The sequence below is a fragment of the Streptomyces endophyticus genome (assembly GCF_035798155.1).
GTDB lineage: Bacteria > Actinomycetota > Actinomycetes > Streptomycetales > Streptomycetaceae > Streptomyces > Streptomyces endophyticus.
This window is the reverse complement of record NZ_JAOZYC010000125.1, coordinates 52,866-79,176: the sequence shown is the minus strand read 5'-3', so window position 1 is coordinate 79,176 and position 26,311 is coordinate 52,866. Positions and strand designations below refer to the sequence as shown.

General features: G+C 71.7%; 22 protein-coding genes. 8 read left to right on the top strand and 14 right to left on the bottom strand.

The features are described from left to right. Positions 1-93 precede the first annotated feature (93 nt). The 5 genes from OKJ99_RS20730 to OKJ99_RS20710 form a co-directional block, all read right to left on the bottom strand. Positions 94-3,960, bottom strand: coding sequence for a lipopolysaccharide biosynthesis protein (locus OKJ99_RS20730; RefSeq protein ID WP_326018441.1), 3,867 nt, complete (start codon positions 3,958-3,960; stop codon positions 94-96). Next, complete coding sequence (locus OKJ99_RS20725) at positions 3,953-4,765, bottom strand: polysaccharide deacetylase family protein (RefSeq protein ID WP_326018472.1); 813 nt, start codon at positions 4,763-4,765, stop codon at positions 3,953-3,955. The genes OKJ99_RS20730 and OKJ99_RS20725 overlap by 8 nt, the downstream gene beginning before the upstream one ends. A gap of 44 nt (positions 4,766-4,809) precedes the next feature. Then, positions 4,810-5,814, bottom strand: coding sequence for a glycosyltransferase family 2 protein (locus OKJ99_RS20720; protein ID WP_326018470.1), 1,005 nt, complete (start codon positions 5,812-5,814; stop codon positions 4,810-4,812). Positions 5,815-5,834: 20 nt separating this feature from the next. Further along, positions 5,835-6,665, bottom strand: coding sequence for a glycosyltransferase family 2 protein (locus tag OKJ99_RS20715; RefSeq protein ID WP_326018439.1), 831 nt, complete (start codon positions 6,663-6,665; stop codon positions 5,835-5,837). 396 nt (positions 6,666-7,061) lie between these two features. Next, positions 7,062-7,472 carry a hypothetical protein gene (locus tag OKJ99_RS20710; protein ID WP_326018437.1) on the bottom strand — a complete coding sequence of 137 codons (411 nt, stop codon included), beginning with the start codon at positions 7,470-7,472 and terminating at the stop codon, positions 7,062-7,064. A gap of 224 nt (positions 7,473-7,696) precedes the next feature. Here OKJ99_RS20710 and OKJ99_RS20705 point away from each other — a divergent pair, with 224 nt between their 5' ends. Next, positions 7,697-8,506, top strand: a complete 810-nt coding sequence (locus tag OKJ99_RS20705) for an SGNH/GDSL hydrolase family protein (RefSeq protein WP_326018435.1) — start codon at positions 7,697-7,699, stop codon at positions 8,504-8,506. A 35-nt stretch (positions 8,507-8,541) separates the two neighbouring features. Here OKJ99_RS20705 and OKJ99_RS20700 read toward each other — a convergent pair whose 3' ends face one another. The 4 genes from OKJ99_RS20700 to OKJ99_RS20685 all read right to left on the bottom strand — a co-directional run bounded on the left by OKJ99_RS20700 (position 8,542) and on the right by OKJ99_RS20685 (position 14,910). Next, a complete protein-coding gene (locus OKJ99_RS20700) occupies positions 8,542-10,215 on the bottom strand; it encodes a serine/threonine-protein kinase (protein ID WP_326018433.1) in 1,674 nt (557 codons plus the stop codon). 47 nt (positions 10,216-10,262) lie between these two features. Further along, the gene (locus tag OKJ99_RS20695; protein ID WP_326018432.1) at positions 10,263-11,861 is read right to left on the bottom strand and encodes a nickel transporter; all 1,599 of its coding nucleotides are present in this window, start codon (positions 11,859-11,861) and stop codon (positions 10,263-10,265) included. Beyond that, positions 11,858-13,216, bottom strand: coding sequence for a tetratricopeptide repeat protein (locus tag OKJ99_RS20690; RefSeq protein WP_326018430.1), 1,359 nt, complete (start codon positions 13,214-13,216; stop codon positions 11,858-11,860). Before OKJ99_RS20690 ends, OKJ99_RS20695 begins: the two co-directional genes overlap by 4 nt. Before the next feature lie 137 nt (positions 13,217-13,353). Continuing rightward, positions 13,354-14,910, bottom strand: a complete 1,557-nt coding sequence (locus OKJ99_RS20685) for a DUF4331 domain-containing protein (protein WP_326018469.1) — start codon at positions 14,908-14,910, stop codon at positions 13,354-13,356. Between the two features lie 295 nt (positions 14,911-15,205). On the opposite strand from OKJ99_RS20685, the gene sigK reads away from it, so the two are divergent. From sigK to OKJ99_RS20665, 4 genes are all read left to right on the top strand, one after another. Continuing rightward, positions 15,206-15,748 carry an ECF RNA polymerase sigma factor SigK gene (sigK, locus tag OKJ99_RS20680; RefSeq protein ID WP_326018428.1) on the top strand — a complete coding sequence of 181 codons (543 nt, stop codon included), beginning with the start codon at positions 15,206-15,208 and terminating at the stop codon, positions 15,746-15,748. Then, positions 15,745-16,491 carry an anti-sigma factor gene (locus OKJ99_RS20675; protein ID WP_326018427.1) on the top strand — a complete coding sequence of 249 codons (747 nt, stop codon included), beginning with the start codon at positions 15,745-15,747 and terminating at the stop codon, positions 16,489-16,491. Before sigK ends, OKJ99_RS20675 begins: the two co-directional genes overlap by 4 nt. 126 nt (positions 16,492-16,617) lie before the next feature. Continuing rightward, positions 16,618-16,887: a hypothetical protein gene (locus tag OKJ99_RS20670; RefSeq protein ID WP_326018425.1), complete on the top strand. Its 270-nt coding sequence runs from the start codon at positions 16,618-16,620 to the stop codon at positions 16,885-16,887. Between the two features lie 273 nt (positions 16,888-17,160). Beyond that, the gene (locus OKJ99_RS20665) at positions 17,161-18,900 is read left to right on the top strand and encodes an amidohydrolase (protein WP_326018424.1); all 1,740 of its coding nucleotides are present in this window, start codon (positions 17,161-17,163) and stop codon (positions 18,898-18,900) included. Positions 18,901-18,914: 14 nt separating this feature from the next. Here the strand turns inward: OKJ99_RS20665 and OKJ99_RS20660 are convergent, their stop codons facing one another. Further along, positions 18,915-19,700, bottom strand: a complete 786-nt coding sequence (locus tag OKJ99_RS20660; protein ID WP_326018423.1) for an ABC transporter permease — start codon at positions 19,698-19,700, stop codon at positions 18,915-18,917. After that, positions 19,697-20,683 (bottom strand): ATP-binding cassette domain-containing protein, encoded by a 987-nt coding sequence (locus OKJ99_RS20655; protein WP_326018421.1) that lies wholly within the window; start codon positions 20,681-20,683, stop codon positions 19,697-19,699. Before OKJ99_RS20655 ends, OKJ99_RS20660 begins: the two co-directional genes overlap by 4 nt. A 63-nt stretch (positions 20,684-20,746) precedes the next feature. On the opposite strand from OKJ99_RS20655, the gene OKJ99_RS20650 reads away from it, so the two are divergent. After that, the gene (locus OKJ99_RS20650; RefSeq protein WP_326018419.1) at positions 20,747-21,457 is read left to right on the top strand and encodes a TetR/AcrR family transcriptional regulator; all 711 of its coding nucleotides are present in this window, start codon (positions 20,747-20,749) and stop codon (positions 21,455-21,457) included. 31 nt (positions 21,458-21,488) lie between these two features. Here the strand turns inward: OKJ99_RS20650 and OKJ99_RS20645 are convergent, their stop codons facing one another. From OKJ99_RS20645 to hmgA, 3 genes are all read right to left on the bottom strand, one after another. Next, positions 21,489-22,691 (bottom strand): type ISP restriction/modification enzyme, encoded by a 1,203-nt coding sequence (locus tag OKJ99_RS20645; protein ID WP_326018417.1) that lies wholly within the window; start codon positions 22,689-22,691, stop codon positions 21,489-21,491. Between the two features lie 167 nt (positions 22,692-22,858). Then, entirely contained in the window at positions 22,859-23,608 is a 750-nt protein-coding gene (locus OKJ99_RS20640) for a GntR family transcriptional regulator (RefSeq protein WP_326018415.1), read from the bottom strand. A gap of 53 nt (positions 23,609-23,661) precedes the next feature. Next, positions 23,662-24,987, bottom strand: a complete 1,326-nt coding sequence (gene hmgA, locus OKJ99_RS20635) for a homogentisate 1,2-dioxygenase (protein WP_326018414.1) — start codon at positions 24,985-24,987, stop codon at positions 23,662-23,664. Positions 24,988-25,165: 178 nt separating this feature from the next. Between hmgA and OKJ99_RS20630 the strand changes: the two genes are divergently transcribed. Further along, complete coding sequence (locus OKJ99_RS20630; RefSeq protein ID WP_326018412.1) at positions 25,166-25,654, top strand: hypothetical protein; 489 nt, start codon at positions 25,166-25,168, stop codon at positions 25,652-25,654. 10 nt (positions 25,655-25,664) lie between these two features. Further along, complete coding sequence (locus OKJ99_RS20625; RefSeq protein WP_326018411.1) at positions 25,665-26,276, top strand: TetR/AcrR family transcriptional regulator; 612 nt, start codon at positions 25,665-25,667, stop codon at positions 26,274-26,276. Positions 26,277-26,311: the final 35 nt, after the last annotated feature.

Genomic DNA, 26,311 nt, shown 5'->3' with positions numbered 1-26,311 from the left:
GCGTTGCGGTCGCGGGGCTCTGCCCCGGACCCCGCTGCTCAATCGCCGCAGGGGCTTGAAAGGCTCATTCGCCGCCGACGGCTTGAGAGGGCCTCAGTTGAGCCCCATCGTGATGAACCGCTGGATGAGGGACGCGAGTACCACCGCGAGCAGTGGCAGTGAGAACCAGAACGTGCTTTGCAGCCAACGGAGTTGACGCACGCTCGGCCGGACCGCGACCCGTACCACCTCGCGCGCCGTGAGCAGCACGATCAGGGCGAGCGCGGCGAGCGCGCCCACCAGTGACCACGGCGTCCAGGTGATCTGCGGCCCGATCGGACCGGGTTCGGCCGTCGCGACCTTGCCCGTCGGCTCCTTGCGCAGCTGGTACATGGTGACGTCCGCGTTGACGTAGACCTTCTTCAGTTCCTCGCGCCGGTCCAGGTTCTCGACGAGGCGCGTGGGCCAGGCCTTGGAGTAGCCGACGTCCATCTGGAGATAGACGACCTGGCTCTTGTTGAGCATGAGGTACGAGTTGGGGCCCGCGTCCTTGAGCGCCTTGACGAGGCCGCCGACCAGGACGGGGTCGACGGGCGCGAGCGTCGGGACGTAGTTGACCTTCTCCATGTCGCGGGCGCCCCACGGCAGCGCGGGCGTGACGTTGTCGACCGTGTCGTTGCTCAGCCACAGCAGCCGCACGGTCGGCTTGTCGTGGGCGTAGACGTAGTCCATCGCGGCGACCTCGCCCGGGCGGATCCGCTCGAACGGCTCGTTGCCCCACCGGGCCACCAGGAACCCGCCCATGAGCACCAGGCCCGCCATGAGCGCGGCCAGCGGGGCGAGGCTGATGCGGTCCTTGTCGCGTTCCTTCGCCGTGGCGCCGGTGCGCGGGAAGAGCGCGAGCCCGGAGAGCAGCGCCACGCCGGGCAGCGCGAACATGAAGACCCTGAGCGCCATCTCGCCGCCGTAGGACTGCATGCCGAAGCCCAGGAACGGTACGAAGGCCAGCACGAGCAGCGAGCGCTCGCGGTACTTCCAGTCGCGGCGGCGCCACCAGCCCCAGCAGGCGAACGCCAGCACGGCGCCGGCGAGCAGCACGCGCGTGTAGAGGACGAGCTTGTGGGACGAACTGCCGTCCTGGATACGGCCGGAGACCGAGGACGTCACGTTGCCGCCGACGCCGCCGACTCCGCCGAACAGGTCGTTGAAGTGCCCCGACCAGTACGGCTCGGCGAGGAAGCCCAGCCAGACGACGACGATGACGCCGAACAGCAGTGGCAGGCCCCGCAGTTCCGACCTGCCGACCAGGACGAGGACCGCGAGGACGCCCAGCATCACGAACGGGGTCAGCTGGTGTGCCGGGACCGTCGCCGCGAACAGGGCGATCAGGACGCCGAGCAGCACGGCGCGCTGCCGTCTGTCGGTCGGCGCGACCTCGGCCTCGCCGGGGCGCCGGTTCGCCCACAGCATGCGGGGCGCCCGGAAGTAGACCAGCAGGATCGCCACGAAGACCAGATAGAGGAGATACGTGAAGCCCTGCGGCGAGAAGTAGTCCTGGCCCACCCAGCCGCTCAGGACGAAGATCCAGACGGCGGACCACTTGGCCCGCCAGCTCGCCCGTACCGAGCGCAGCAGCAGGAACATCGGTGCCAGGTAGAGGAGTTGGATGGCCATCGGCCACCAGCGGATGATCTCGGTGAGATCGCTGATGCCGCAGGCCTTCGCGAGGAACGCGGCCGCGGCGAAGAAGCCGGGCCAGCTCCAGCGGGCGTCCAGGTCGGGAACCGCGGAGCCGGTGCGGTCGATGTAGTCCATGAAGCCCAGGTGCTGCCAGGCCGTCGCGAACCGCGGCTCCGCCTCGATGACGGCGGGCAGCGCGTGCAGCGACACGACGGTGGCGAGCAGCGTGAGCATCAGCAGGCGTTTGTGCGGGCGTTCGAGCCACAGGAGCGAGGCGAAGACGCCGATGAGCAGGGCCGCGCCGAGCAGCGTCACGGGGGACAGGACGGAGATCAGGCCGAGCCCGCCCATCCGGTCCAGATCGGCCTCGCCCATCCCGAGGACGGGCCCCCAGTAGAGCCCGATGGCCGCCACGAGCAGCAGCGCGAGGACGACGACGGTGGGGGTGAGCCGGGGCCGTCCCGCCGACTGGTCGGGGTGGACCAGGAGAGCCGGGTCCGGCTCCGCGGCCGGGTCGGGGTCGGAGCCGGGTTCGGAATCGAGGTCGGTTTCGAGGTCGGTTTCGGGTTCGAAGGCCAGGTCGACGGCCTCCGGGTACGGGTCGGCCTGGAGGGCCGAATCGTCCTCCCCGCGGGCGTCGCTCGACGCCTGGGAGGCGGACGCGGGCGGAGAAGGCGGCTTCGTCACCCACGTGGGCATGCGGGTGCCGGCCGGAGGTGTCACGGGTCCGGGGCGGATGTCGGGGCGACGCTCCTGGTGGTCCAGGTTCAGCTGCACCGCGAGCTGCAGCGTGTCCGAGTCCATCGCGTCGCGCAGCGCCCACTTGGGGCTCTCTTTCGTGGCGGTCCGCGCCTTCGGCGTGCCCAGATCGGCCAGGTCGCCGTCGGGCGGCGCGTCCTCGGGTGTCGCCGTGGCGGGCGCGGTGCGCACCACACGCCACAGCTTCGGCGCGGCGATCGCCACGATCACGGTGAGCGAGGAGATCTCGGCGACGCCCGCGCCGGTGAGCCCCATCCGGGGCAGGAGCAGCAGCGTGAGACCGAGCACGAGCACGCACAACAGGCCCTGGAGCCAGGCGAGTCCGGAGGTGCGGCTCTGCGCGCGCAGCACCGCGAAGTACGTCTCCATGACCACCCGCAGCGCCGCGCCGACCGCGAACCAGCGCAGCAGCGGGGTCGCCGCGTCCGCGTAGTCGGCGCCGAAGACGTGCAGCACGTACGGGGCGAGGAGGAAGAGCAGGGCGCAGATCGGAAGCATGATGCGGGCCATGCGGCGCAGCGCGGCCCGGGTGTTGGCGGCGAGCTGCGCCGGGTCGTGCGAACCCTCCACGGTCAGCGAGGCGCCCATGTTGATGGCCAGCAGGTTGACCGTGCCGCCGATCGTGGTCGCGATGTAGAAGTACGCGTTGTCCGCCGAGCTGACCTGCGAGGCGATGAGCACCGGCACCAGGTAGACGACGGCGAGCGAGAACAGTGAGCCCGTGTAGTCGCCCGCGAGGAACCGGCCCATCTCGCGCAGCGAGGGCGGTTCCGCCTTGCCGTCCGTGGCCGCGATGTGCCGCGGCACGAGCCGCCGGAACACCAGCAGTCCCAGCGGAATCACGGAGAACGCGATCGCGACGACCCACGACACGAACACCCCGGTCGTCGCCAGCGCACCCGCGAACGCGACGAGCAGCCCCAGCTTCACCAGCGAGAACACCGTGTTGCCCACCGGCACCCACAGCGCGCTGCGCAGCCCCGTGAGCACCCCGTCCTGCAACGTGAGCAGCGACCAGGCGACCACGGCCGCGATGAAGCCGAGTCCGTGCAGCGTTCCGTGCAGGAACCGGTACGAGGGCCCCCACACGTCGAGCGTGAGCAGGAAGATCAGCGCGGCGAACGCGACGGCCGCCGAACTCCCCGCGTACGTACGGAAGATGAACCGGCCGGTGGCGCGCCCGGCGACCGGGATGAAGCGGGCGAGCGCCCCGGTCAGTGTCACGGCGGTGAGGCCCGCGAGGAACTTCATCGCCGCGATCGCCGCCGAGCCCTGACCGACCGCGTCCGCCGTGTAGTAGTGCGCGGCGGCCAGCCAGAAGCCGACGCCGAGCACGCCGGAGATGCCCGTGTTCAGCATCAGCGCATAGGCGTTCCGGAACAGCTGGCTCCCGCCCCCCGACCCGCCCATGCCGTCTTCTGTGCCCTTCTTGCCGCGCACTATGCCGGGCAGCCTGAGCCGGCGTCCTGCGGGGGCCGGGGGTCCGGCGTCGGTCGTGGTGGCCGGGTCGGCCTGGGTGCGGGTGGTCGTCGTGTCAGACACGGGTACGTGGGCCCTTCTGGCGGAGCGGGCCGGGTATCAGGGCGGCCGCCTTCCGGCCGCCCTGCCGGGCTCTGCGGACCACGGCGTACCCCTTGGTGAGGGCACGGTCCCTGGCGAAGGTGCGGCCGATGGCTCGGCCGTCGATGAGCCGCTCGAACTCGGTGACGTCGGTCGAGCGGCGCACGGTGACCCGCCGCAGGGCGTAGGGGCCCTGGGGGCGGCGGGCGAGCGCGTTGCCGACGGCGAGCGACTGGGTGAACCCGGCCGCGCGCACCGCCTGCCGCACCCGCCGGTCGGAATGGCCGTACGGATACGCGAAGGAGACCGGCGCCCCGCCCAGCTCGCCGGTGACGATCTCCCGGCAGCGCAGCAGCTCGAACTCCAGGTCGGCGTCGTCGAGTTGGTCGAGCTGCGGATGCGTGTGGCTGTGCCCGCCGATCTCCACGCCCTGCCCGGCGAGCGCCCGCACCTGGTTCCAGTCGAGCATCGCGTCGAGCCCGCCCCCGGTGTCGTACGCGCCGCGCAGCCACCCCGTCGAGACGAACAGGGTAGCTGCGAAGCCGTGCTTGGTGAGGCTGGGCAGGGCGTGCGTGTGGACGCCCTCGTAGCCGTCGTCGAAGGTGATCAGGACGGGCCGGTCCGGGAGTGCCCGCCCGCCGCCGCGCCAGATCCCGGCGAGCTCCGCGGTGGTCAGCGGGGTGCATCCGTGGTCGGCCAGCAGCTCCATCTGCTCGGCGAACTGGGCCGGAGAGACCGACAGTTGACGGGTCTCGGGGTTCGGGTTGGGGGAGACCGCGTGGTACATGAGGATCGGCACGGACCCGCCGTCGAACCTCCGCTGGTGCACGCTCACGCCGCCGCCTCCGTTCTCCCGACTTCCTTCGTGGGCGCGTCGATCTCCGCCACGGTGAATGTCGCGCCCGCGCCGCGCGCCCGCCAGTTGCCGAGCGCATAGCCCCCGGCCGCCGCCAGCACCCCGGCCACGATCGCCCCCGCGCGGCCCGCGCCGCCGGCCCGGCCGAGCGCGAAGTCCCGTACGCCGCGCGCCGCTCCGGCCGGCAGTACCCGCGTCGAGTAGGCGCGCTCGGTCTCAAGTCCCTTGTCCGCGCCGACACTTCGGGCGACCAGCGCCTTGGAGAGGCCCTCGGCGTAGGTGCGCGTACGGAAGTAGGCGAAGCGTTCGCGGCCGGCCGGTACCCGGTGGTGGATGACGGCCCGGTCGTCGATCAGGAGCACCGCGTCCGGTCTCGCCCGCGTGATCCGGATGCACAGCTCCGTCTCCTCGCAGCCCAGCGGGCGCTTGTCGCCGTCCCGGCCGATGCCGGTCGCGAAGCCGCCCGCGATGTCGAAGGCGCCGCGCCGGAACGAGGCGTTGCCGCCCAGCACATTGCGCACCCGGACCTTGCCGCGCGGCAGGCCCTTGTACGAGCAGCCCACCACCCAGTCGAACTCCTCCGGGAACCAGAGGGGCCTGCGCCCCGACGCCCAGATCGGTTCGGTGTGCCCGCCGACCGCGAGGACGCGCGGGTCGGCGTATCCGTCGACGAACCAGTGCAGCCAGTCCCGCTCGGCGACGGCGTCGTCGTCGAGGAACGCGATGATGTCGCCGCGCGCGGCGGCGATCCCGGTGTTGCGCCCGGCGGAGAGTCCTCGCGGCCCGGCGTTCGCGAGCACCTTGACGTCCGGCTCACCGTCGAACTCCTTGGTGAGGCGGTCGAGCAGGGCCGGGTTGTGGTCGACGACGAGGAGTGTCTCCAGGGCGGCGTACGACTGGGCGTGCACGGAGTCGACGGCGGCGAGGATGTCGCTCCAGCGGTCTTCGGTGTACACGCAGATGACGACGGACGCCGTCATCCGCGTGCCGTGTCGCTCCGTCAAGACCCGTCCCCCCGCACGAGGGTGAGCTTCGAGGGAGCCTGCCTGCTGCGCAGGGCGCGGCGGTTCGAGCGCTCCTTCATGATGACCTTGAGTACGCGGAGCCCGTCGCGGACGGCGCGCAGGTTGCTGGCGCCGTGGATGCGCAGGTACTCGTGGCTCGGTATCTCCTGGACTCTCAGGCCCGCCTTGACGACCCGGATGTTCATCAGGGTCTCCACCTCGAACCCGGTGCAGTCGAGGTCGATCTCGTCGAGGCAGTGCCGCCAGAACGCGTTGTACCCGTAGCAGAGGTCGGTGTAGCGGGCGCCGAACTTGGCGTTGACGGCCGAGCACAGCGCCCAGTTGCCGAGCTTGCGGATGGGCGTCATGTCGTCCGTGCCGCCGCCGTTGGCGAACCGCGAACCCTTGGCGAAGTCGGCGCCGGAGACGAGCGCGGAGACGTAGGAGACGATCTCCTGGCCGTCGGCGGAGCCGTCCGCGTCGACCATGACGATGATGTCGCCCGTGCAGGCCGTGAAGCCGGTGATCAGGGCATCCCCCTTGCCCTTTCCGTGCTGCGGTACGACCACCACTTCCGGCCACAATTCCCTGGCCACTTCCACGGTGTTGTCGGTGGAATTGCCGTCCACCAGAACGACCTCGTGGATCCAGTCGGGAAGGGTCTTGAAGACGTACGGAAGATTCTCCGCCTCGTTCATGGCCGGAATGACCACGCTGACCCGTGGCGCGATCGCCAAGTGCGTGGAGATGGCCCGGTAACGGGCGGGAATTCGGCCTTCCGGCGGTGTCCCCTCGGGTATCACCGGAGGCACAACGGAACTGCTCATGAGTCTGGTCCCTCTCGTCCGGTGGACCGCCCGCCCCCGGGCGGTCCGGCTTCGTGTCCGGTTCGAAAGGGGGGTTCTCACATACGGCCGTGCCGGAAGAGCTCTCCGTACAGGCCGGGTGAGCTGGCATAACACACCGGTTTGTCGGACCGGTCGCGCGGCACGCGACCCGGTGACCCAGGACGCCGAAGCGAGCGGCTCACCGGAACGCGGCACCCCCCTGCCGCGCCCCGCTCCGGACCTTCGCGACCTTGGTCCCTCCCCTTGATCGCATTTCGTGCTGGTCCGATGCGGGTAGATGTACGACGGTATTGATGATTGAGACTGTATGGCAAGACCTGGAACGAGGCCTCACGTTTTTATTGATTTGGCCATTCCCTTAACTTGCGTCCCCTCTTAGTGGATTTTCCCGATCCGTTTACGAATCTCCTGGGCCGCGCCCCCACGCAGCCGTCGGATGATCCATTGCGCAAGAAAAGCGGAAGCGCTGAGTATCGCCACGGTGAGCACCCCGCCGGTCACCGACCAGCGGTGCACGGCGAGCATGCCCTGGGTGACCAGCATGACGACCGCGACCGCGCCGGCCGCGGAGGCGAGCGCGCGGGCCCACGGGTCGAGACCGCGCAGGGCGGCCGCGAACGCGGAGCCGGGCGCGGCGAGCAGGAAGAAGAGCGCGAGTGGTCCGCGCAGCGGGGATCCGGCGTGCGAGAGCGCGAGGACGAACCCCGCGCCTCCCGCGACGATGCCCGCCCCCGCGAGCAGGTATGGGCCGTCCGATGAAGACGGCTTGATGCCGATGGTCTGCATTGGCGACTTTGCCCCCTGAAGCGCCGGATGCCGGGCTTCAATGTGGCGCAGTCCCGGGCCGGCGTCAAGGACGCCTCAGGTGCAACTCCGGAGCCCTGCCGTCCAGTTGGGCGGCCCTCTACGGGCGTAGCGTCGCTGAGCTGAGGGTATGTCATACCACTGACATGAACCTGCAACAACGGCGGTCGGCAGAGACCCTGCTGATCCTGCTAAAGGGAGGTTCCATGAGATCTTTCCGGATTGCGGCCCACGTCTCCTCATTCGTCCTTGCCGCGGTGGCAGCCCTGACCGGGGCGACGGCCGCGCAAGCCTCCGACTCCGCCGCCGCCACGGGCTATGTGGCCCTTGGCGACTCCTACTCCTCCGGCGTCGGCGCCGGCAGCTACGACGCCGGCAGCGGCGCCTGCAAGCGCTCCACGAAGGCGTACCCGGCCTTGTGGGCAGCGGCCCACTCACCCTCAAGCTTTAATTTCACCGCGTGCTCGGGTGCTCGTACGGGTGATGTCATGGCCAACCAGCTCGGCCCGCTCGGGGCGGGCACCGGCCTCGTGTCGATCTCGATCGGCGGCAATGACGCGGGCTTCGCCGACGTCATGACGACCTGCGTCCTGTACTCCGAGTCCACCTGCCTGAACCGCGTCAACGAGGCCCGCGCGTACGTCACTTCGACCCTGCCGAGCAAACTCTCCGACGTCTACTCGGCGATCAGCACGAAGGCGCCCGCCGCGCACGTGGTGGTGCTCGGCTACCCCCGCTTCTACAAGCTCAGCGGCACCTGCGTAGCGGGCCTCTCCGAGAACGAGCGCTCGGCCATCAACGGAGCCGCCGACCTCCTCAACTCCACGATCAAGCAGAACGCCGCGACCCGGGGCTTCACCTTCGGCGATGTGACCAGCACGTTCACCGGGCACGAGATCTGCTCCGGCGCCTCGTGGCTGCACAGCGTCAACTGGGCGGACATCGGCGAGTCGTACCACCCCACGGCCGCCGGGCAGTCGAGCGGCTATCTGCCCGTGTTCGCCTCCGCCGCGTAGGCGGATCCCGGTACGCGGACCTCGGTGCGCGGACCTCAGTACGTCGGTGAACCGGTGGTGGCCCCGCTCGTCGGGGTCACCACCTTGCACGTGATCGCATACGAGACGTAGTTGGACGTCGTCGCCACCGGGCCGCGCACCTCGACACCGATCTGGTCGCGCAGCGTCCCGCCCGCCTCGTAGCGCGTCTGCGTGGTGGTGACCGTACGGGCCTTGTTCGCGGCGCCCTTGGGGACGTTCAGCGTCTTCCAGCCGGGGTCCGAGGCCTCGCCGCTCTTCACCACCCAGCGGTACCGCACCGAGGCCGGGGCGCGGCCCACCGTGATCGTCGCCGCGAACGCCGGGGCAGCGGCGGCGGGCGGCGGGCACGGGCCCGAGTAACTGCCGCGTACCGCATGGACGCTGACCCGGACGGACTGGGCCGGGGTGGTCGTGTGGCCGCCGCCGGAGGAACCGCCGTTGCCGCCGTTTCCTCCATTGGTCGAACTGCCGCCGTTCCCACCGTTGTTGTCGCCGGTAGTTCCGCCGCCATTGTCGCCCCCACTGCCGCCGTTGTCGCCGCCTGCGGTGCCCCCGCTGTTGTTGCCCCCGGATGTGCCGCCGCCGTTGTTCGTGTTCCCGTTGGGGTTCGAGTCGCGGTTCATCAGGGCGTACGTGAGTCCTCCGATGGCGAGGAGGAGGACCACGATGCCCGCGATCATGGCCACCGAGGCGCGGCGCGGGTAGCGGGGGTCGGGCTCGGCGGGGACCGGGGTCGTGGCGGCAGTCTGTGCCGCGCCCATCGGGAGGGGAGCCGGGGGAGGCGTGGGCACGGGCGCCTGCCGCGACGTCATCGTCGGCTGCGAGGCGAGCGGGGAGGCCTGCACCGGGTCCGCGCGCAGGGTGCCGCCCGAACCGACGATGCGCAGGTTCCGCTCGGCCTCGGACACGGGCGTCCGCTCGGCCGGATCCTTGCGCAACAGCCCCTCGATCACGGGCGTCAGCGGCCCCGCTCGGCGCGGCGGCGGCAACTCCTCGTCCACGATGGCCCGCAGCGTGCTGAGCGGGGTGTCCTGGCGGAACGGCGAGTGCCCCTCCACGGCCGCGTACAGCAGCACACCGAGCGACCACAGGTCCGACTCGGGCCCCGGCGTGCGGCCCAACGCCCTTTCCGGAGCGAGGAATTCGGGCGATCCGATGACCTCGCCCGTCATGGTGAGTGCCGACGTCCCCTCGACCATGGCGATGCCGAAGTCGGTGAGCACCACCCTGCCGTCGTTCGACAGGAGTACGTTGGCGGGCTTCACGTCGCGGTGCAGCACGCCCACGTCGTGGGCGGCGCGCAGTGCGGTGAGCACCTCGGCGCCGATGTGCGCGGCGCGCGCGGGGGGCATCGGGCCCTCCGCGTCCAGCTGCTCGGCGAGCGAGACTCCGCGGATCAACTCCATGACGACCCACGGCCGTTGTTCCTCGGTGGCCACGTCGTACACGGTCACGACGTTGCGGTGCGTGATCCGCGCCGACGCCCACGCCTCCCGCTCCAGGCGCGCGTACATGCGCTGCACCTCGGCGTCAGGGAGCCCGGCGGGCGCGCGCACCTCCTTCACGGCGACGTCGCGCCCGAGCACCTCGTCGCGGGCCCGCCACACGGTGCCCATGCCGCCCTCGCCGAGGGGGTCGAGCAGCCGGTACCGTCCGGCGACCACACGCTCAACCACGGGCGCCCCCATTCGTGGGAAGAAGCAAGCGCAGCACGACAAGTCTGAACAAAAGTAGCTCAACCGAGCGCTGTTGCCGCCCCCCTGAACACCAATCCACAACCGAGGGCCACCACGACGAAGGCCGAACCGAAAGGCACCGCGCGACTCAGACCACGGCGCACGAACGCGGCGAGCGGACCGCGTCCGGGCCGCAATGTGGGCAGCATCGCGAAGCGATTCCGGTAAGGGTGGTGGTGGGCGACGGGCGGGCCGGTGAGGGACTGCGCGATCCGGCCGCCGATCCGCACCACGGTGAAGCCGACAGCGGTGAGGGTGAGTGCGAGCCCGGCACCGTAGCCGAACACGAGCAGCAGGCCGAACCACGCCTTGCCGAGCGCGGAGGCGCCGACGAGCACGACGACGGCCGAGGGGCTGGGGACGAGACCTCCGGCGAAACCGAGGAACAGGGTGCCGCGGAGGGTGGGTTGAGGCATCGGGTGTGGGTGCGGGTGCGGGTGCGGGTGTGGGTGGCCGTGGCCGTGCCCGTCAGGCGTGTGCTCGTGCTCGTGACCGTGCTCATGGACGTGCTCGTGCTCATGGTCGTGTGTGTGCGTTCGTGCTGCCGTCCGGTACCGCCATGCCCTGCGGAGCAGGCCCACCCCCGCCGCCGTGACCAGCACACCGCTCGCCAGGCCCAGCCATGCGATCACCGAGGGCGCGGCCGCCGAGCCGGCCGTGACGAGGATGCCCAGGGCGATCACTCCGAGCGTGTGCGTGACCGTCACCGACGCGGCGAGCGGCAGCACGTCCCGCAGCCGGGCCCGGCTGCGGGCCGCCGCGGCCGCCGCCATCAGGGTCTTTCCATGGCCGGGCGCGAGCGCGTGCAGCGCGCCGAGGAACAACGCGATGCCGAGGGCCAACGCCGCGAAACCGGGGCCGAGTTCGTGCCGTGACACCAGGCCGGTGAGGGCCTCGGTCCAGCGGTCGGCGCCGCGGGGGAGCACCTCGGAACCGGCCGGGCGCCCGCGGTCGGCGTTGGCCGCGCCACCCGCCGCCGGGCCGCCGGGCACGGCCGTGACCTGGGCCGCGACCCGGTCGGGCGGCGAGGACAGCAGGTCCTTCGGGTAGCGCGTCAGCCGGTCCGACGTCGATGTGGCGGGCACGTTCGACGACGTCAGCGTCATCCGGTCGCCGCGCGCCGTGATCTCGCGCCAGCCCGGCCCCTTGGCGGCGCCGGTGCGCAGCTCGACGCGCACCTTCTCGCCGTGCTGCTCACGCTGCAGCGGCGCGGTGAACGCGCACTCCACGCGCAGCGTCTTGAGGCCCGCCTGGCCGGGGCGCAGCACGGCGTCGGCCGTACGCACATCAAGGGCGGCCCGACGCCCGTCGACGTCGGCCTCGGCGCGGCGCGCGGCACTCGCGCAGCGCTCCTTCGCCCACGCCGCCCGCCCGCGCGCGTCGAGTTCGGGGCGCACCTGCTGCGTCGGTATCTCCGCCAGGTCCTCCACGTGGTCGACGCGAAGCGCGCCGGAGCCGACGAGCAGCCCGTCGTAGTGGTTGACGGTGAAGTTCCCGAGCGGGTGGGCGGCGGCCTGCGGGGACGAGGCCAGGAGCAGGCCGACCGTGGCGGCGCCCAGCACCGTGGGCAGGGCGACGTAACGCTTCCAGTGCCTCATCGTTCCGCTCCCTTCCCCGTGGCCCCGGCCAGCGCCGCCCGCGCCGCCTTCGCGCCCAGCGGCGAGAAGCCGGGGTTGCGGTCAAGCGCCTCGCGCAGCAGCTCGCGGCCCTCGGACCGGTCGCCCGCGGCGAGTTCGAGCACGCCCCGGTGGTAGAGGAACGCGGCCTCGCCGAAGCCGGTGGCCGTGGCCCGACGTGCGTACGGCAGCGCCTCCTTGTCGTGCCCGTTGGCGTGCAGCGCCCAGGCGAGCGCGTCCGCCGTGTGCACGGTGTGCCGGCGCTGCCACTCGGCGCGCGCCGCCTTGAGGCCCGCGGCCCGGTCGCCGTGCTCCGTCGAGGCGAGCGCCGTGTCCAGGTCGACGTCGACGCCGCCCGCGCGCGCGAGCCGCAGCCAGGTGCCGACGAGGGCGTACTGCCGCTTCGCCGCCTTGGTATCGCCGCGCGCCTCGTAGAGCTCGCCGAGCTCGACCAGCGCGGTCGGCAGCGGGGCACGGGCGACGACGGCCTTCAGGTCACGGATCGCGCCCGCCGTGTTCCCGCTCGCTGCCCGCGCCCTGCCGCGTCCCTCCAGGGCGGCGACGGCGGCCGGGTCCGCGCGCAGCGCCGTCGCGTAGTGGCGCAGGGAGTCCTTGTACTCGCCCTGGCGCCAGGCGAGTTGGCCGAGGGACGTGGCCACGTACGAGATGTCGCCGGGCGATGTGGCGCCGGCGAGCGCCCGTTCGAGGACCTTGCGGGCCGTCGTGACGTCGCCGCGCAGCTCGTGCACGTATGCGAAGCGGGTGAAGACCGGGATGCCGGGGCGGCGCGAGTCCGCCTCGTCCACGGCCTTCAACGCCCGCTTGTAGTGGCCGAGTTCGACGAGGGCGTCGACGCGCAGGGCCAGCGCGGCCTCGCTGTAGGGGTTGACCTTCAGGGCCCCGCGCGCGAGGCGCAGCGCGCCGTCGAAGTCGTGCCTGGCCGCGGCGAGCGCGGCCTGTCCGGCGAGCGCCGGGTCGTTGCCGGGGCGCAGCTTCAGGGAGCGGGCCAGGGCGCGCTCGGCCTGCGGGTAGCGCGACGGGTCCGCGCTCACCCGCGCCTGCTCGACGTACGCCGTGCCGAGCGACGCCCACGACGCGTGGTCCCTGGGCTGGGCCTTCAGATGCTTCTGCAGCTCGGAGACGCCCCGGTCGAGATCGCCGGAGGCGAGCCGGGCCGGTGCCGGGTTCGGGGCGGTCCCCGTGGTCACGGCCCTCGGCGGGGAGTCGTCCTCGGCGACCAGGGCGCCCGCGGTGAGGGCGAGGGCGAGCGCGGCGCCCAGGGCGAGCAGCCGCCCGAGCCCCGACGCCCCGATCCCCTTGCCGGACAAGAACTGCATGCGCGCTCCTTGGGACGATTTCCGAGAAACGAAGAGACGAATTGGCGAAGAGACGAAGAGACAAAGAGACGAGTGGGAGGCGCGGCCCGCGGTGTGGAGGATCGGGCACGCGGGCCGCGCCGTTCTGAGGGGACGGCTCACATGGAGTACGGCGGGTTGAACCGCGCGCGCCGCCTGCTCCGGCTGCGCCACCACAGGAGTCCGGTGCCGATCAGCAGGAAGCCGGCGCCTGCCGCCGCGGCGGAGGCCGTCAGGAGCGTGTTGTCGTCGCCCGAGCCCGAGGACACCGAGCTGCCGGTGAGCTGGTCGCGGACCTCGGTGTCGCTCTGTGACTTGGTCTTGGCGAGCGGCCCGCGCGAACCCTCCGTGGGCAGCGCCACGTACGGGAACGACGACTCGAACTTCTTGTCGTTGGCGTCGACGGCGTCGCCCAGGTCGTTCTTCTTGCCGAGGAGTTCGCCCTCGACGACCTGGAGCTCGGCGTCCACGACGTCATCGGAGAGCCGGCGCCCGTTCGGGAAGCCCGCCTTGTCGCCCTCCAGGACACCGAGACGCTTCGGTGAACTCGTCGGCGGAATGGATGTGTTGAGGCGCAACATCTCCGAGGGGCGCACGCCCGGCGGCTGGTTGAGACCCTTCACGCCCTTCAGGAAGACGTCCACCAGGTCGTTGCGCGGCGTCTTCGGAGCCTTGATCTTGTAGATCGACTCGATCAGCTTGGGCAGCTCGGGCTCGGTCACGAAGGGCAGGAACTGGGCGTCGTTCCACGGCGAGGACGCGTTGAAGCGGTCCTTGACCTTCTGTGGGTTCACCACCTCGTTGACCAGCGGGCTGCCGAGCCGCGACACCTGCGTCCAGTCGCCCTTCGCGTCCTTGCGCGAGGTCGTCGACCACACGCCGATGGTCGGCTGGTCCTTCGACTCCGTCAGGAACGCGGTGGGCACCTGGAGGGCGACCGTGTTCACGTTGTAGCCCTTGAGCGTGTCCCGGCCGACCTCCGAGAGGTTCCCGCCGTACAGCAGGTCGAAGACGCGCAGGTCGAGGAAGAACGGGTCGTCGGCCTGGCCCACGTACGAGGTGACGCCGCCGCCGACCTTCTTGACCGCCTGGTCGCGCAGCTTCTTGTAGTCGGGCATCGACGCCTTGCCGACGTTCGACGGCGCCACCGGCTGGTCGTCGGCGATCTTCGACTTCGAGACGATCTTCTGGTCCTTGAGGCGCAGCAGATCGATGTCGTAGGTCTGTGTGACGTTGAGGTTCGGGTCGTCGAGGCTGTTCACCGGGCCGGTGTTGTAGAGGAACGTGTTCCCGTTCTTGGTCTGTGTCTTGAACGTCCACCGGTAGAGCAGATCGCCCTGCGCGTCGCCGTCGCTGTCGATGTGCAGGTCGTAATGGGCGTCTTCTGGGAACGGGTAGAAGTTCGGGCCGCCCGCGGGCTCCTCGAAGGGGGTCCAGTTGGCCACCAGGGTGGTGGTGTCCGGCTTGTCGGGGCTCACGAACGCGTACACGTCCGTGTTGTCGTACTGGGGCTGTCCCGAGATCAGTGGGGCCTCACGGTGACTGGATGCGTCCGCCCGCTGGGGGCCGACACCGGTCGCGCCGGCGGCCGCGAGACCGCCCGCGGCGAGGCCGCCGCAGACCAGGAGCGCGAGCCCCCGGCGCCGCATCCGCACGCGGGGTGCGCCGCGTGCCATGTCGGGGCTTGCCGAAGCCGCTGTCTTCGATGGCTTCGCTGACTGAGAGGTCATGGGTCCGTCCTCACGCGGTCCGTGCACGAAGTGCGGTTGACGCCAAGCCATTCGGCGCGCCGCGCCCGGCGGATTGGTCGGCCGTGGATTGGTCGACCGCGGATTGGGTGCCGGACCCCCGTGCGCCCGTACTTCCTTCACGAAACTTCGCGGCGCCCCCGATCCGGACCGGGCCCGGCCGCGAACCAGGTAGTGGGGGCGGCGCGGCACCGGGCCGCGCCGCCGGGCGGGAGGGGAACCGATGCGGGCGGACAAGTTGCTGCCGATGGTCGGGCAGGGTGACGTGCGGGCGTACGAGGAGCTGTACGAACTGGTGTCGGGCGCGGTGTACGGGCTCGTGCTCCGGGTGCTGCGCGACCCCGCCCAGTCCGAGGAGGTCACCCAGGAGGTGTTCCTCGAACTGTGGCGGGACGCCGCCCGCTTCGACCCGCGCCGGGGCACCGCCATGGCCTGGGTGCTCACCCACGCCCACCGCAGAGCGGTCGACCGGGTGCGGCAGGCCCGCGCGTCCAGGGAGCGCGAGGAACGGGCCGCGAGCCGCTGGCACCGCACCGCCTTCGACGAGGTCGCCGAGCAGGTCGAGACGAACCTGGACCGCGAGTGGGTGCGCCGCTGCCTCGAAGGCCTCACCGACCTCCAGCGCCGCTCCGTGACCCTCGCCTACTACGAGGGGTACACCTACCGGGAGGTCGCGCAGCGCCTCTCCGTCCCGCTCGGCACCGTCAAGACGCGGATGCGCGACGGCCTCACCCGGCTGCGCGCCTGCCTGGGGGATGCCGCATGAACCTCCGGATCCGGTTGACCCATCGGCCGCGCTCCCTCGTGGCGCCCTACGCCCTCGACGCCCTGGAACCGCGCGAAGGCGCCCGTTTCGAGCGGCACTTGAAGCGCTGCGACGCATGCGCCGACGAGGTGCGCGCGCTCACGGAGAGCTCCGTGCGGCTCGCCTGCTCGGCCTCCGTCGCGCCGCCCACCGAACTGCGTGAGCGGGTCCTGACCGCCGTACGACTCACCGAGCAGGTCACGGTCGAGCCGCGGCCCCGCACCGCACCACGCGCGCGTGGACTGCTGATCCCGCTCGGCGTGGCCACGGGGGCGGGCGCGCTCACCGTGGCCGCGCTCTTCGCCGTGCAGCTGGAGCGGACCTCGGACCGGCTCGACGCGCAGCGGGCCGCCGCGCGCGAGGTGGCGCGGGTGCTCGCGGCGCCGGACGCCAGTGCCGTGCGCGCCGACGGGCTGAACGTGGTCGCGTCGCCGGAGCGGGGCAGCGCGGTGATCACTGTCACAGGTCTCCGAGCGCCGCCCCGCGGCAAGGCGCACCAGCTGTGGCTGATGGAGCCGTCGGCGCCGCCGCGCTCCCTCGGTGTGCTGCCCGACGGCGGCTCCGACACGCCGGTGGTGGCCACCGGCTTGACTCCGGACGCCTCCTCACTCGCTGTCACAACGGAGCCGAACGGCGGTTCTGCACGACCCACAGGAGCCCCACTTGTCCAACTCGCCCTGGAATCAGTCGGATTCGGAGGGTGATCGCTTTCGGACCGTCAACCTCCTTACGGGGGAGGTGAATACTGCGACCGGGATACACGAGTGTCGGGCTGGGGCGATAGGGTTAACCTGCCCGGGCCGGGTGCCCTCGTACGGGTGGGGAGTGACATGGAACAGATAACAGTGCGCAGCAGGCCGCGAGTGCCTGCGATTACCTGCGGGAACAGTGCGACCAGTTCGCGTCTTGACCGCCATCTCTCGGTGCTCGGCGGTCCTGCCGTCCCGCAGCGCGAGACGATGGAAGCGACGTCTCTGATGCGCGAACTGACCACGCGGGACACGGCGCGCGAGCGCAGTGGCAGGCTCGCGCGTGTGCGGAGGGTCTCCCTCTTCGCGCCGCTGCGCCGGCTCAGCCGCTCGCTTTTCGGCGGCCACTAGGAAGCGACCGCTCCAGCAGAAGACAAGGCCCGCATCGCGCCTCCGTGCCGTCCGGTGTAACGCCGCGCAGCACAGCGACCGTCATCCCCACGGCAAGTGGCGGACACTCCGGCAGGGAGGACGATGCGGGCCTTTGTCGTGCCCGTTTGTCCATACGTCGCGTAACGCCCTTGTCACGTACAGATGTTGACGGGGCAATCTCCAGGGTCCAATGTGGCGCGTGATCGTCGTTGGCAGTTACAGCTACACCCACCTCACCCCCGGGAGGTACGCGTGTGTGACCTGCACGACCACCACGAGCACGAGATGCCCGAGTCCACATCAGGACCCCAGATCAGCAGACGCCGCATCATGCAGATGCTCGGCGCCGCCGGAGTGACCACCGCCGCGATGACGGCCCAGGCGGACCCGGCGATGGCCGCCGCGGCGGACGGCGCGGACACGGCCCCCCTCGAATACAAGGCGCCCGAAGGCCTCGCCGAGGACAGCCCCGCCAAGACCGCCGCCCTCGGCTGGATCGGCGCCAACAGCTCCCGCATCACCGGCCTGAACGAGGAGATCTGGGAGCACGCCGAGCTGTCGCTGCGCGAGTGGAACTCCTCGCTCGCCGAGGCCGGCTTCCTCGAACGGGCCGGGTTCGACGTGAAGTTCGGGACGGCCGGCTTCCCGACCGCGTTCACCGCGACCTACTCGTACGGCAGCGGCGGCCCGGTGCTCGGGTTCAGCGGCGAGTACGACGCGCTGCCCGGCCTCTCGCAGAACAAGGGCGTGGGGCACCACGATCCGCGCGAGTACATCCACGACCCCTTCGCCCCGAGCTACGGCCCGGGGCACGGCTGCGGGCACAGCGCGCTCGGCACCGCCGCTGCCGCGGCGGCGGCAGCGGTCGCGCAGGCCGCCAAGCAGCACAAGCTCCCCGTCACCGTGAAGTTCTTCGGCTCCACCGCCGAGGAGACCCTGATCGGCAAGACGTACGCGGTCAGCAGGGGCGTGTACGAGGGCCTCGACGCCTTCCTCGACTGGCACCCCTCCACCGCCAACGCCACCGGCTGGGGCACCAGCAACGCCATGACCGCCGTGACCTTCACGTTCCTCGGCGTCGCGGGGCACGGCGGCACCCCGCTCGGGAACAAGTCGGCGCTCGACGCCGCCGTGATGATGGCGACCATGTCGGAGTTCCTGCGCGAGGAGAACATGGCGCCCTCCGCCCGGCTGCACTGGGTGATCAACAACGGCGGTGACATCCCGAACGTCACCCCGGAGATCGCCGAGATCAGCTACTACGTGCGCGAGGGCAGCACCGCCCGCGTCCAGGTGCTGCTCGACAAGGTGATCGCGATCTCCGAGGCCGCCGCCAAGGCCTCGCAGACGAAGGTGCGGCACCGCATCACCTCCGCCTGCTGGAACCAGCTGCCGTCCAAGTCCTTCGCGGAGCTGCTGCACGACAACATGCAGCAGATCGGCCCGCCGAAGTTCAGCGCGGAGGCGCACCAGTTGGCGAAGGAACTGCAGAAGTCCCTGGGGCTCCCCGAGGCCGGGATGCACGACAAGGTCGGCGAACTCAAGCCGCCGGACCCGGTGTTCCTCGGCGGCGGCTCGACCGACGTCGCGGACATCAGCTGGAACGTGCCGACCGTGTCGATGGGCTCCGCGCTCGCCCCGATCGGCACGAAGATGCACACCTGGTCCACGGCCGCCTGCGCCGCCGCCGCGCCCGGTCAGGCCGCGGTGCTCGCCGCCGCGAAGTATCTGGCGGCCACGGCGGTCGACCTGATCACCCAGCCCGAGCGGCTCAAGGCGATCAAGGACGAGTTCAAGGACCGTACGAAGGACGTCGAGTGGAAGACGGCGATCCCGGACGGCTATGAGCCGCCCATGTACGAGCCGCCGGAGTGGTTCCTGAAGAAGACCGGGCAGAAGTGGCCGCCGAACAACATCACTTGGCCGCCTAAGCGGGTGGTGTCCCAGGAGAAGTTCTCCTCACTGGGGCCGGCGCTTGAGCCGCAGAAGTAGCTACGAGGGTACGTTCACCGTCCGCCGCGCGCGTAGCGGCGGACGGCGAGCGGCACGCACACCGCGAGCAGCACCGCGCACCAAGCCAGCGAGCCCGCCACCGGATGGGCCACGGGCCAGGCCGCGCCGTGCGGCACCGGCGCGTTGCCGAACAGCTCGCGCACGGCCGTGGCCACCGCGCTGATCGGGTTCCACTCGGCGAGGGTGCGCACCCACCCCGGCATCCCGTCGGTCGGGATGTACGCGTTCGACAGCAGCGGCAGCATGAACGTGGCGCCGCCCAACTGCCCCGCCGCCTCTTCGCTCTGCGAGGCGAGCCCGAGCAGGATCCCGACCCACGTCGCGGCGAACCGGAAGAGCAGAAGCAGCCCGAACGCCCCGAGCGCGCCCGGAACCCCGCCCTCGATCCGCCAGCCCATCGCGAGCCCCACGAGTACCAGCGGCACCAGGCCGACCGCGGTCGTCAGCAGATCGGCGACCGCCTGCCCGAGCGGCACCGCGGCCCGGCTCATCGGCAGCGTGCGGAACCGGTCCATCACGCCGCGGTGCGAGTCCTGGGCGGCGCCGAACATCCCGGTCATGATCCCGTTGGCCGCGGTCGCCACCAGCATGCCCGGCACCAGGAACGCCCGGTAGTCCGAGCCCGGCATGGCGAGCGCGGAGCCGAAGACGTAGCCGAAGAACAGCAGGAACACGATCGGCATGGTCTGCGTCATGATCAGGATGGCCGGGGCGTGCCGGACGCGCTGGACGTGGCGGCCGAGCATGGCCGTGCCGTCGTAGAGGATGGCGGTACTCATGCGGCGACCTCCTGGGTCCCGGTGGTGGCGTAACCGGTGACGGTGAGGCGCAGGAACACCTCGTCGAGCGTGGGCGGGCGAAGCGTCGCGTCGAGCAACGGGACGCCGGACGCGTCGAGTTCGCGCACGACGCGAGGGAGCGTGACGGCCGGGTCGAGGACGACGGCGCCCACGGTGCGGCGTTCCGCGTCCAACCGGGGGCGGGCGCCGGTGAGTTGGTCGAGGACGACGGCGGCGGCGTGCAGCGCCTGCTCGCCTGCGTCCTCCGCCACGACCACCTCCGCGTAGTGGCCGATCTGCGCCTTGAGTTCGGCGGGCGTGCCCGAGTGGGCGACGCGGCCGCCGTCGATCAGCACGATGTCGTCGGCGAGCTGGTCGGCCTCCTCCAGGTACTGCGTGGTGAGGACGACGGTCGTGCCCTCGCGGGACAGCTCGCGCACGGCCTGCCAGATGCCGTTCCTGCTGTGAGGGTCCAGGCCGGTCGTCGGCTCGTCGAGGAAGAGCACGGCGGGACGGGTGATGAGGCTCGCGGCCAGGTCGAGGCGGCGGCGCATGCCTCCGGAGTACGTGCGGGTGGTTCGGTCGGCGGCGTCCGTCAGCTCGAAGCGCTCGATCAGCTCGTCGGCGCGGGCCCGTGCGCCCGGTGTACGCAGCAGGCGGGCGAACAGGCGCAGGTTCTCGCGTCCAGTGAGGTCGCCGTCGACCGAGGCGTACTGGCCGGTGACGCCGATGCGGCGGCGGACCGCCTGCGGGTCGGCGGTGATGTCGTGCCCGGCGACACGCGCGGTGCCGGCGTCGGGGCGGAGCAGGGTCGTGAGCAACCGCACCGCGGTCGTCTTGCCGGCCCCGTTCGGCCCCAGCAGACCGCAGACCGTGCCCTCGCGGACCGCCAGATCCAGGCCGCGTACGGCGTGCACGGCCTTCGCTCCCTTGCCGAAGCGCTTCTCCAGACCTTCACTAAGTACAGCGTACGTAGAAGTCATGGCCCGACCATAGCGCACTACGTACGGCGTACGTAACTAGGATGGTGCGCGAGGTGATGATCAATGGCGGGCCGAGCGGCCGAACCCGAAGTGATCTGGGCGCGCCCCGAGCGCGCCGGGCGGGGGCCGAGACCTGCGCACAGCAGGGCCGACATCGCGGCGACGGCGGTCCGCGTCGCCGACGCCGAGGGCATCGACGCGGTGTCCATGCGCAAGATCGCCGGTGAGCTGGGCATGGGCACGATGTCGCTGTACAACTACGTGCCGCGCAAGGAGGACCTGTACGAGCTGATGGTCGACGCCGTCAGCGCCGAGTACGCGTTCCCGGAGCCGAGTGGCGACTGGCGGGCGGACGTGCTCGGGCTCGCCCGGCAGTCGCGGGAACTGATGCACCGGCACCCCTGGCTGCCGGGCCTGATGTCACCGGTCTACGGGTTCAGCCCGAACGCGCTCGCGTACCTGGAGTACTGCCTGACCTGCCTCGACCCGCTCGACCTGCCGTACGGCACGAAGATGGAGCTGGTCGCGGCGGTGACCAGCGTGGTCACGACGTACGTGGCCAACGAGATCGCCACGGCGGAGCGCACCCGCTCCCTGCCGTGGAGCGCCGAACAGGAACAGGCGGTGCGCATCGCGTACTTGGGCGGGCAGGTGGCCTCGGGCCGCTACCCGCGCCTCGCGGCGTCGTTCGCCGAGGACGCGGGCCCGATCGACCTGGAGGCCGTGTTCGAGCGGGCGCTGCGCAGGACGCTGGAGGGCTTCGCGGCGGAGTGACGCGCCCGCCCCGCCAACCCGCCCCGCCAGGTCAGAGAATCGCGAACTGGCCGCCCGGGCCCTCTTCCTGGTGGTCGAGGACCGAAGCGGGGCGGCGGGCCGCGTCCGGCACCGGGAGCACGCGCGCCCGTTCCAGATCCTTCGTGGTGAGCGGGTCCGCGAGGGCGGCCGCCCGCAACTCGTCCTGCGGCGGGCCGAGTTCCGCGAGCAGGGTCAGGGCCGAGACGAGTTCCAGGAGTTGTGAGGTCCACGGCTGCGGCCAGGTGGCCGGGCGCAGGGCCGCGAGCGTGCCGGGCTCGGCAGGTTCGGTGCGGCGGACGAACCACTGCTCCAGGACCCGGACCCCGCTGACCTGGAAGTCCCAGGCCGCCGCGGGGACCGGGGACACCCGCCCGTCGCCGACGAGCAGGGCCTCCTCCTCGCGGTCGTAGAGGATCTCCGTCGGCCGGGCGGGCAGCGGGGCGCGCACATAGGGGCGGCGGCCGCCGGGCAGCTTGGGGCGCTCGGTCTCCGTGCCGCGCCGCTCCAGCCACAGGACGCGGCGGCCGAGTTCCACGCCGCGCGCCCACACGTCGGCGTCGTCCGGCAGCGGCACGCGGATGTCGCGGGAGCCGTCGCGGGCGCCCGCCACCAGGATCCACGCGAACAGCTCGGCCGCCGTCACCTCTTGGTCGTACGCGCCGGAGAGGTGGGTGAGCAGGCCCGGCGCCACGTTCGGCTCCGCGCCGCCGGGACGGCGGTACAGCGGGCGGATGCGGCCGGGCCGGCCGGCGGGGGAGCGGCCCTCCGGGAGGACCGCGGACGCGAGCAGCGCAGGGCCGCCCGCATCGGGCACGTACCCCTGCTCGACGAGGTACAGCTGCCGCTCGTCCGCGACCCGCCACAGCTCGGGGCGCGCCGCGTCGATCAGGCGCTGGTCAGGGATGAGCCACTGCTCGTCGAACGGGGCGTGCAGCAGCGGCACCGGCGGTGGGCAGGGCCCCTCCGCGTGCGCGAGCGGCTCGGTGCCGGTGCGTTGGCCGGGGAGCTGGGCGGCGGCGGTGTGCAGGGTGCGGGCGCGCGAGGGTTCGAGGAGCGCGGCGCGCTCGGCCTGCCCGGCCGCCACGAAGGTGTTCCAACGGGTCTTCAGGGACGCGGCGTCCGGGGCGACGGGCCAGCCGCGGCCGGTGCGGAGTGGCGCGACGGACCAGGGCATGAGCTCCGCGAGGAGCGGGGCGTTCGTCACGACCGGCATGGTACGTCCCTCCTTCCACGGCACCGTGGTTGCGCCCTCGGGGCTCTGCCCCGGACCCCGCTGGCTCTCGTCCGCAAGGCGGGGCTTGAAATACCCAGCCCCGCCGGCGTTTGAGGCGCGGGGTCCGGGGCGGAGCCCCGAGGCCGCAACGCCGTGGCCGCGCAACATCAATCCGCATCCAACGTCACCGTGAACGAGAAGCGGTCGCCCCGGTAGTGGATGACTGCCACGTCCAACACCCTGCCCTCCTCGTCGTACGTGATGCCTGTGTAGTGCAGGATCGGGCTGAGCAGCGGCACTTCGAGCAGCCGGGCCGTCTCGGGATCCGCGAGGCGCGCCTGCACCGAGTCCGTGATCCGGCTGATGCGCACGCCGACCACGTCCCGCAGCACCTTCGTCATCGGCCACCGCTCCAGGTCCGCGAGGTCGACGCGGGCGCCGAGGTCGGGCCGCAGATAGTTGCGGGCGTGGTTCGTCGGCTCGCCGGTCTTCTCGTCGCTGCGCAGCCGGTGGTACGTGGGGACGGCCGCGGCCCCCGGGAAGTGCTCGGCGAAGGCCACGGGGACCGGCACCGTGCCGTGGTCCAGCAGCCGCGTCGTCATGCCGGACTGCTGCGCGACGATCGCGTCGACCGATCCCAACAGGCGCACTGGCGCGCCCTGTTGGGCATCCGGCTCGATGAACGTGCCGCGGCGCCGGTGCCGCGTGATGAGCCCCTCGTCCTCCAGTTCCTTGAGCGCCTGGCGCATGGTGAGCACGGAGACCCCGTAGTGCCCCGCGAGTTGTTCCTCGGTGGGCAGGCGCAGCGGGTCCTGCGGCGATCTTCCGAGTATCGAGGCGCGCAGGGACTGCGACACCTGATACCAGAGCGGCAATTTGCGGTTCAGGACGATCGAGTCCGGGGCGAATGACGTCACGGGTTATCCGTACCGGTCGTGGGGGGACTGGTGCAATGCGGCGACCACGGGGTCTATCCGCGGAAGTGGCGCTCCAGGCCACGCCACACGTCGTCGTAGCCGCGCTGGAGATGCCCGGCGGTCGAGGCCTGCGGGGCGAGGGTGACGGGCCAGCGCGTCTCGAACATGAAGGCCAGGCCGTCGTCCACCTTCTGCGGCTTCAGCTCGGCGGCGCTCGCCTTATCGAAGGTGTCCCGGTCGGGACCGTGCGCCGACATCATGTTGTGCAGCGAGCCGCCGCCCGGCACGAATCCCCCCTTCCCGGCGGCCTTCGCGTCGTACGCGCCCTCGATGAGCCCCATGTACTCGCTCATCACGTTCCGGTGGAAGTACGGCGGCCGGAACGTGTCCTCGCCCACCAGCCAGCGCGGCGCGAAGACGACGAAGTCGACGCCCGCGAGACCCGGGGTGTCGGACGGCGACGTGAGCACCGTGAAGATCGACGGGTCCGGGTGGTCGTACGAGATGGTCCCGATGACGTTGAAGCGGCGCAGGTCGTACACGTACGGGACGTGATTGCCGTGCCAGGCGACGACGTCGAGCGGGGAGTGGTCGTACGTCGCCGACCAGAGGTTGCCGCAGAACTTGTTGACGACCTCGACGGGGCGGTCGACGTCGTCCTCGTACGCGGCGACCGGTGCCCTGAAGTCCCGTGCGTTCGCGAGGCCGTTGGCGCCGATCGGGCCGAGGTCGGGCAGCTGGAACGGGGCGCCGTAGTTCTCGCAGACGTACCCGCGCGCGGACTCCTCGAAGAGCTCCACCCGGAAGCGGACGCCGCGCGGGATCAGCGCCACCTCGCCCGGATCGACGGCGAGCACCCCGAACTCCGTGCGCAGCAGCAGCCCGCCGCGCTCCGGAACGATCAGCAGTTCACCGTCCGCGTCGCTGAACACCCGTTCCGTCATGGGGGAGTTGGCGTGGTACACGTGCACGGCCATGCCGGTGCGCTGCGTCGCGTCGCCGTTGCCGCCCAGCGTCCACAGGCCGGCCAGCCAGTCCGTGCCGGGCGCCGGCTCGGGCAGCGGGTCCCAGCGGCGGCGGTTGGGGTCGGGAACGGTCTCGGTGAACGGGGCCGTGCGCACCGCCCCGTTGTCGACACGGCGGAACTCCGGGTGCGCCGCCGACGGGCGGATCCGGTACAGCCACGAGCGGCGGTTGTGGGCCCGCGGCTCGGTGAACGCGGTGCCGCTGAGCTGCTCCGCGTACAGGCCGAGCGGCGCGCGCTGCGGCGAGTTGCGCCCCTCGGGCAGGGCCCCCGGCACGGCCTCCGAGCCGTGCTCGTTCCCGAAGCCGGAGAGGTAGGTCAGCCCCTCGGCGGTCTTGCGTACGTCCCCGCTCATCATCGCTCCCTGGTCAATGATTCCTATGCAACACCGTAGGATTCGCGGGAGGGCGGCGCAAGACATCACCGTCCGCCGGATGGCTGACGCGCGGCGGTACCAGCGGCCGAGCGCGGGCCCGCGAGCGTCCTCCCCGCGAGGGATCCGCCGACGTCAACGGTCCTCTACCGTCCCGAACATGCCCACCTCTCCGTCTCTCCGCGCGGCCGCCACGGCGCTGCTGACCTGCGCCCTGCTGGCGGGCGTCGTGGGCTGCGGGGGCGACGGCGGCGGACCGCGGAACGCCGGGGAGGTACTCTCCCGCACCGACGGCGCGGGCCACCACTACCGCCGGGTCCCCAAGGAGGGCGCACCGGAGATCGGCTTGATCGTGAAGCCGGAGACGGGCCCCGCGGGCGGCTGGGAGGTCCGCATCTGGATACGCCGCTTCCGCCTCAGCCCCCAGGGCACCCCGGCCCGCGCCATCAAGGGCCACGGGTACGCGCGGCTCTACCTCGACGGCCGCAGCCTCGCCCGGCTGCGCGCCGTCGACTACCGCCTCCCCGGCACCCGCCTGCACCGCGGCACCCACCACCTCACCGCCCGCCTCTACGCCGACGACCACACGGTATGGGCGGTCGCGGACAAGCCGGTCCAGGCCACCGCGGACCTGACCGCATCACCGTAGGCTGGTCCGCATGGCCCATCCAACGCCCCTGCGCCGCAAGCCCGTTCAGCGGCGCAGCGCCGAGCGCCTGGCCCGGATCCTCGACGCCTGCGCCGAACTCCTCGACGAGACGGGCTACGACGAGCTGAGCACCCGCGCCGTCGCGCACCGCGCCGAGGTCCCCATCGGCTCGGTCTACCGCTTCTTCGGCAACAAGCGGGCCCTGGTCGACGCGCTGGCCGAACGGAACCTCGACCGGTACGTGCGGCGGGTCACCGCGCGCCTCAGGGACGTCCGCACCGGCGACTGGCGGGCCGCGATGGACGCCGTGCTGGACGAGTACCTCGCGATGAAGCGCACGGCGCCGGGCTTCTCCCTGGTCGACTTCGGCACCCAGCTCCCCGTGGGCGCCCCGGACGCCGACCCCAACCTCCGCGTCGCCGACACCCTCACCGACCTCCTCGCCCCCCGCCTCGACCGCACCCCGGACGCCGCCCTGCGCCGCGCGTTCCTGGTGGCCGTCGAATCCGCCGACGCCCTGGTCCGGCTCGCGTTCCGCATCGACCCGGAGCGCGGCGACGAGGCGGTCATCGGCGAGGTGCGGGAGCTGCTGCGGGCGTATCTGGCGCGGGTGCTCGACTGAAGCGCCCGTGACCTGGAGTTTTGCGCTTATTGCTC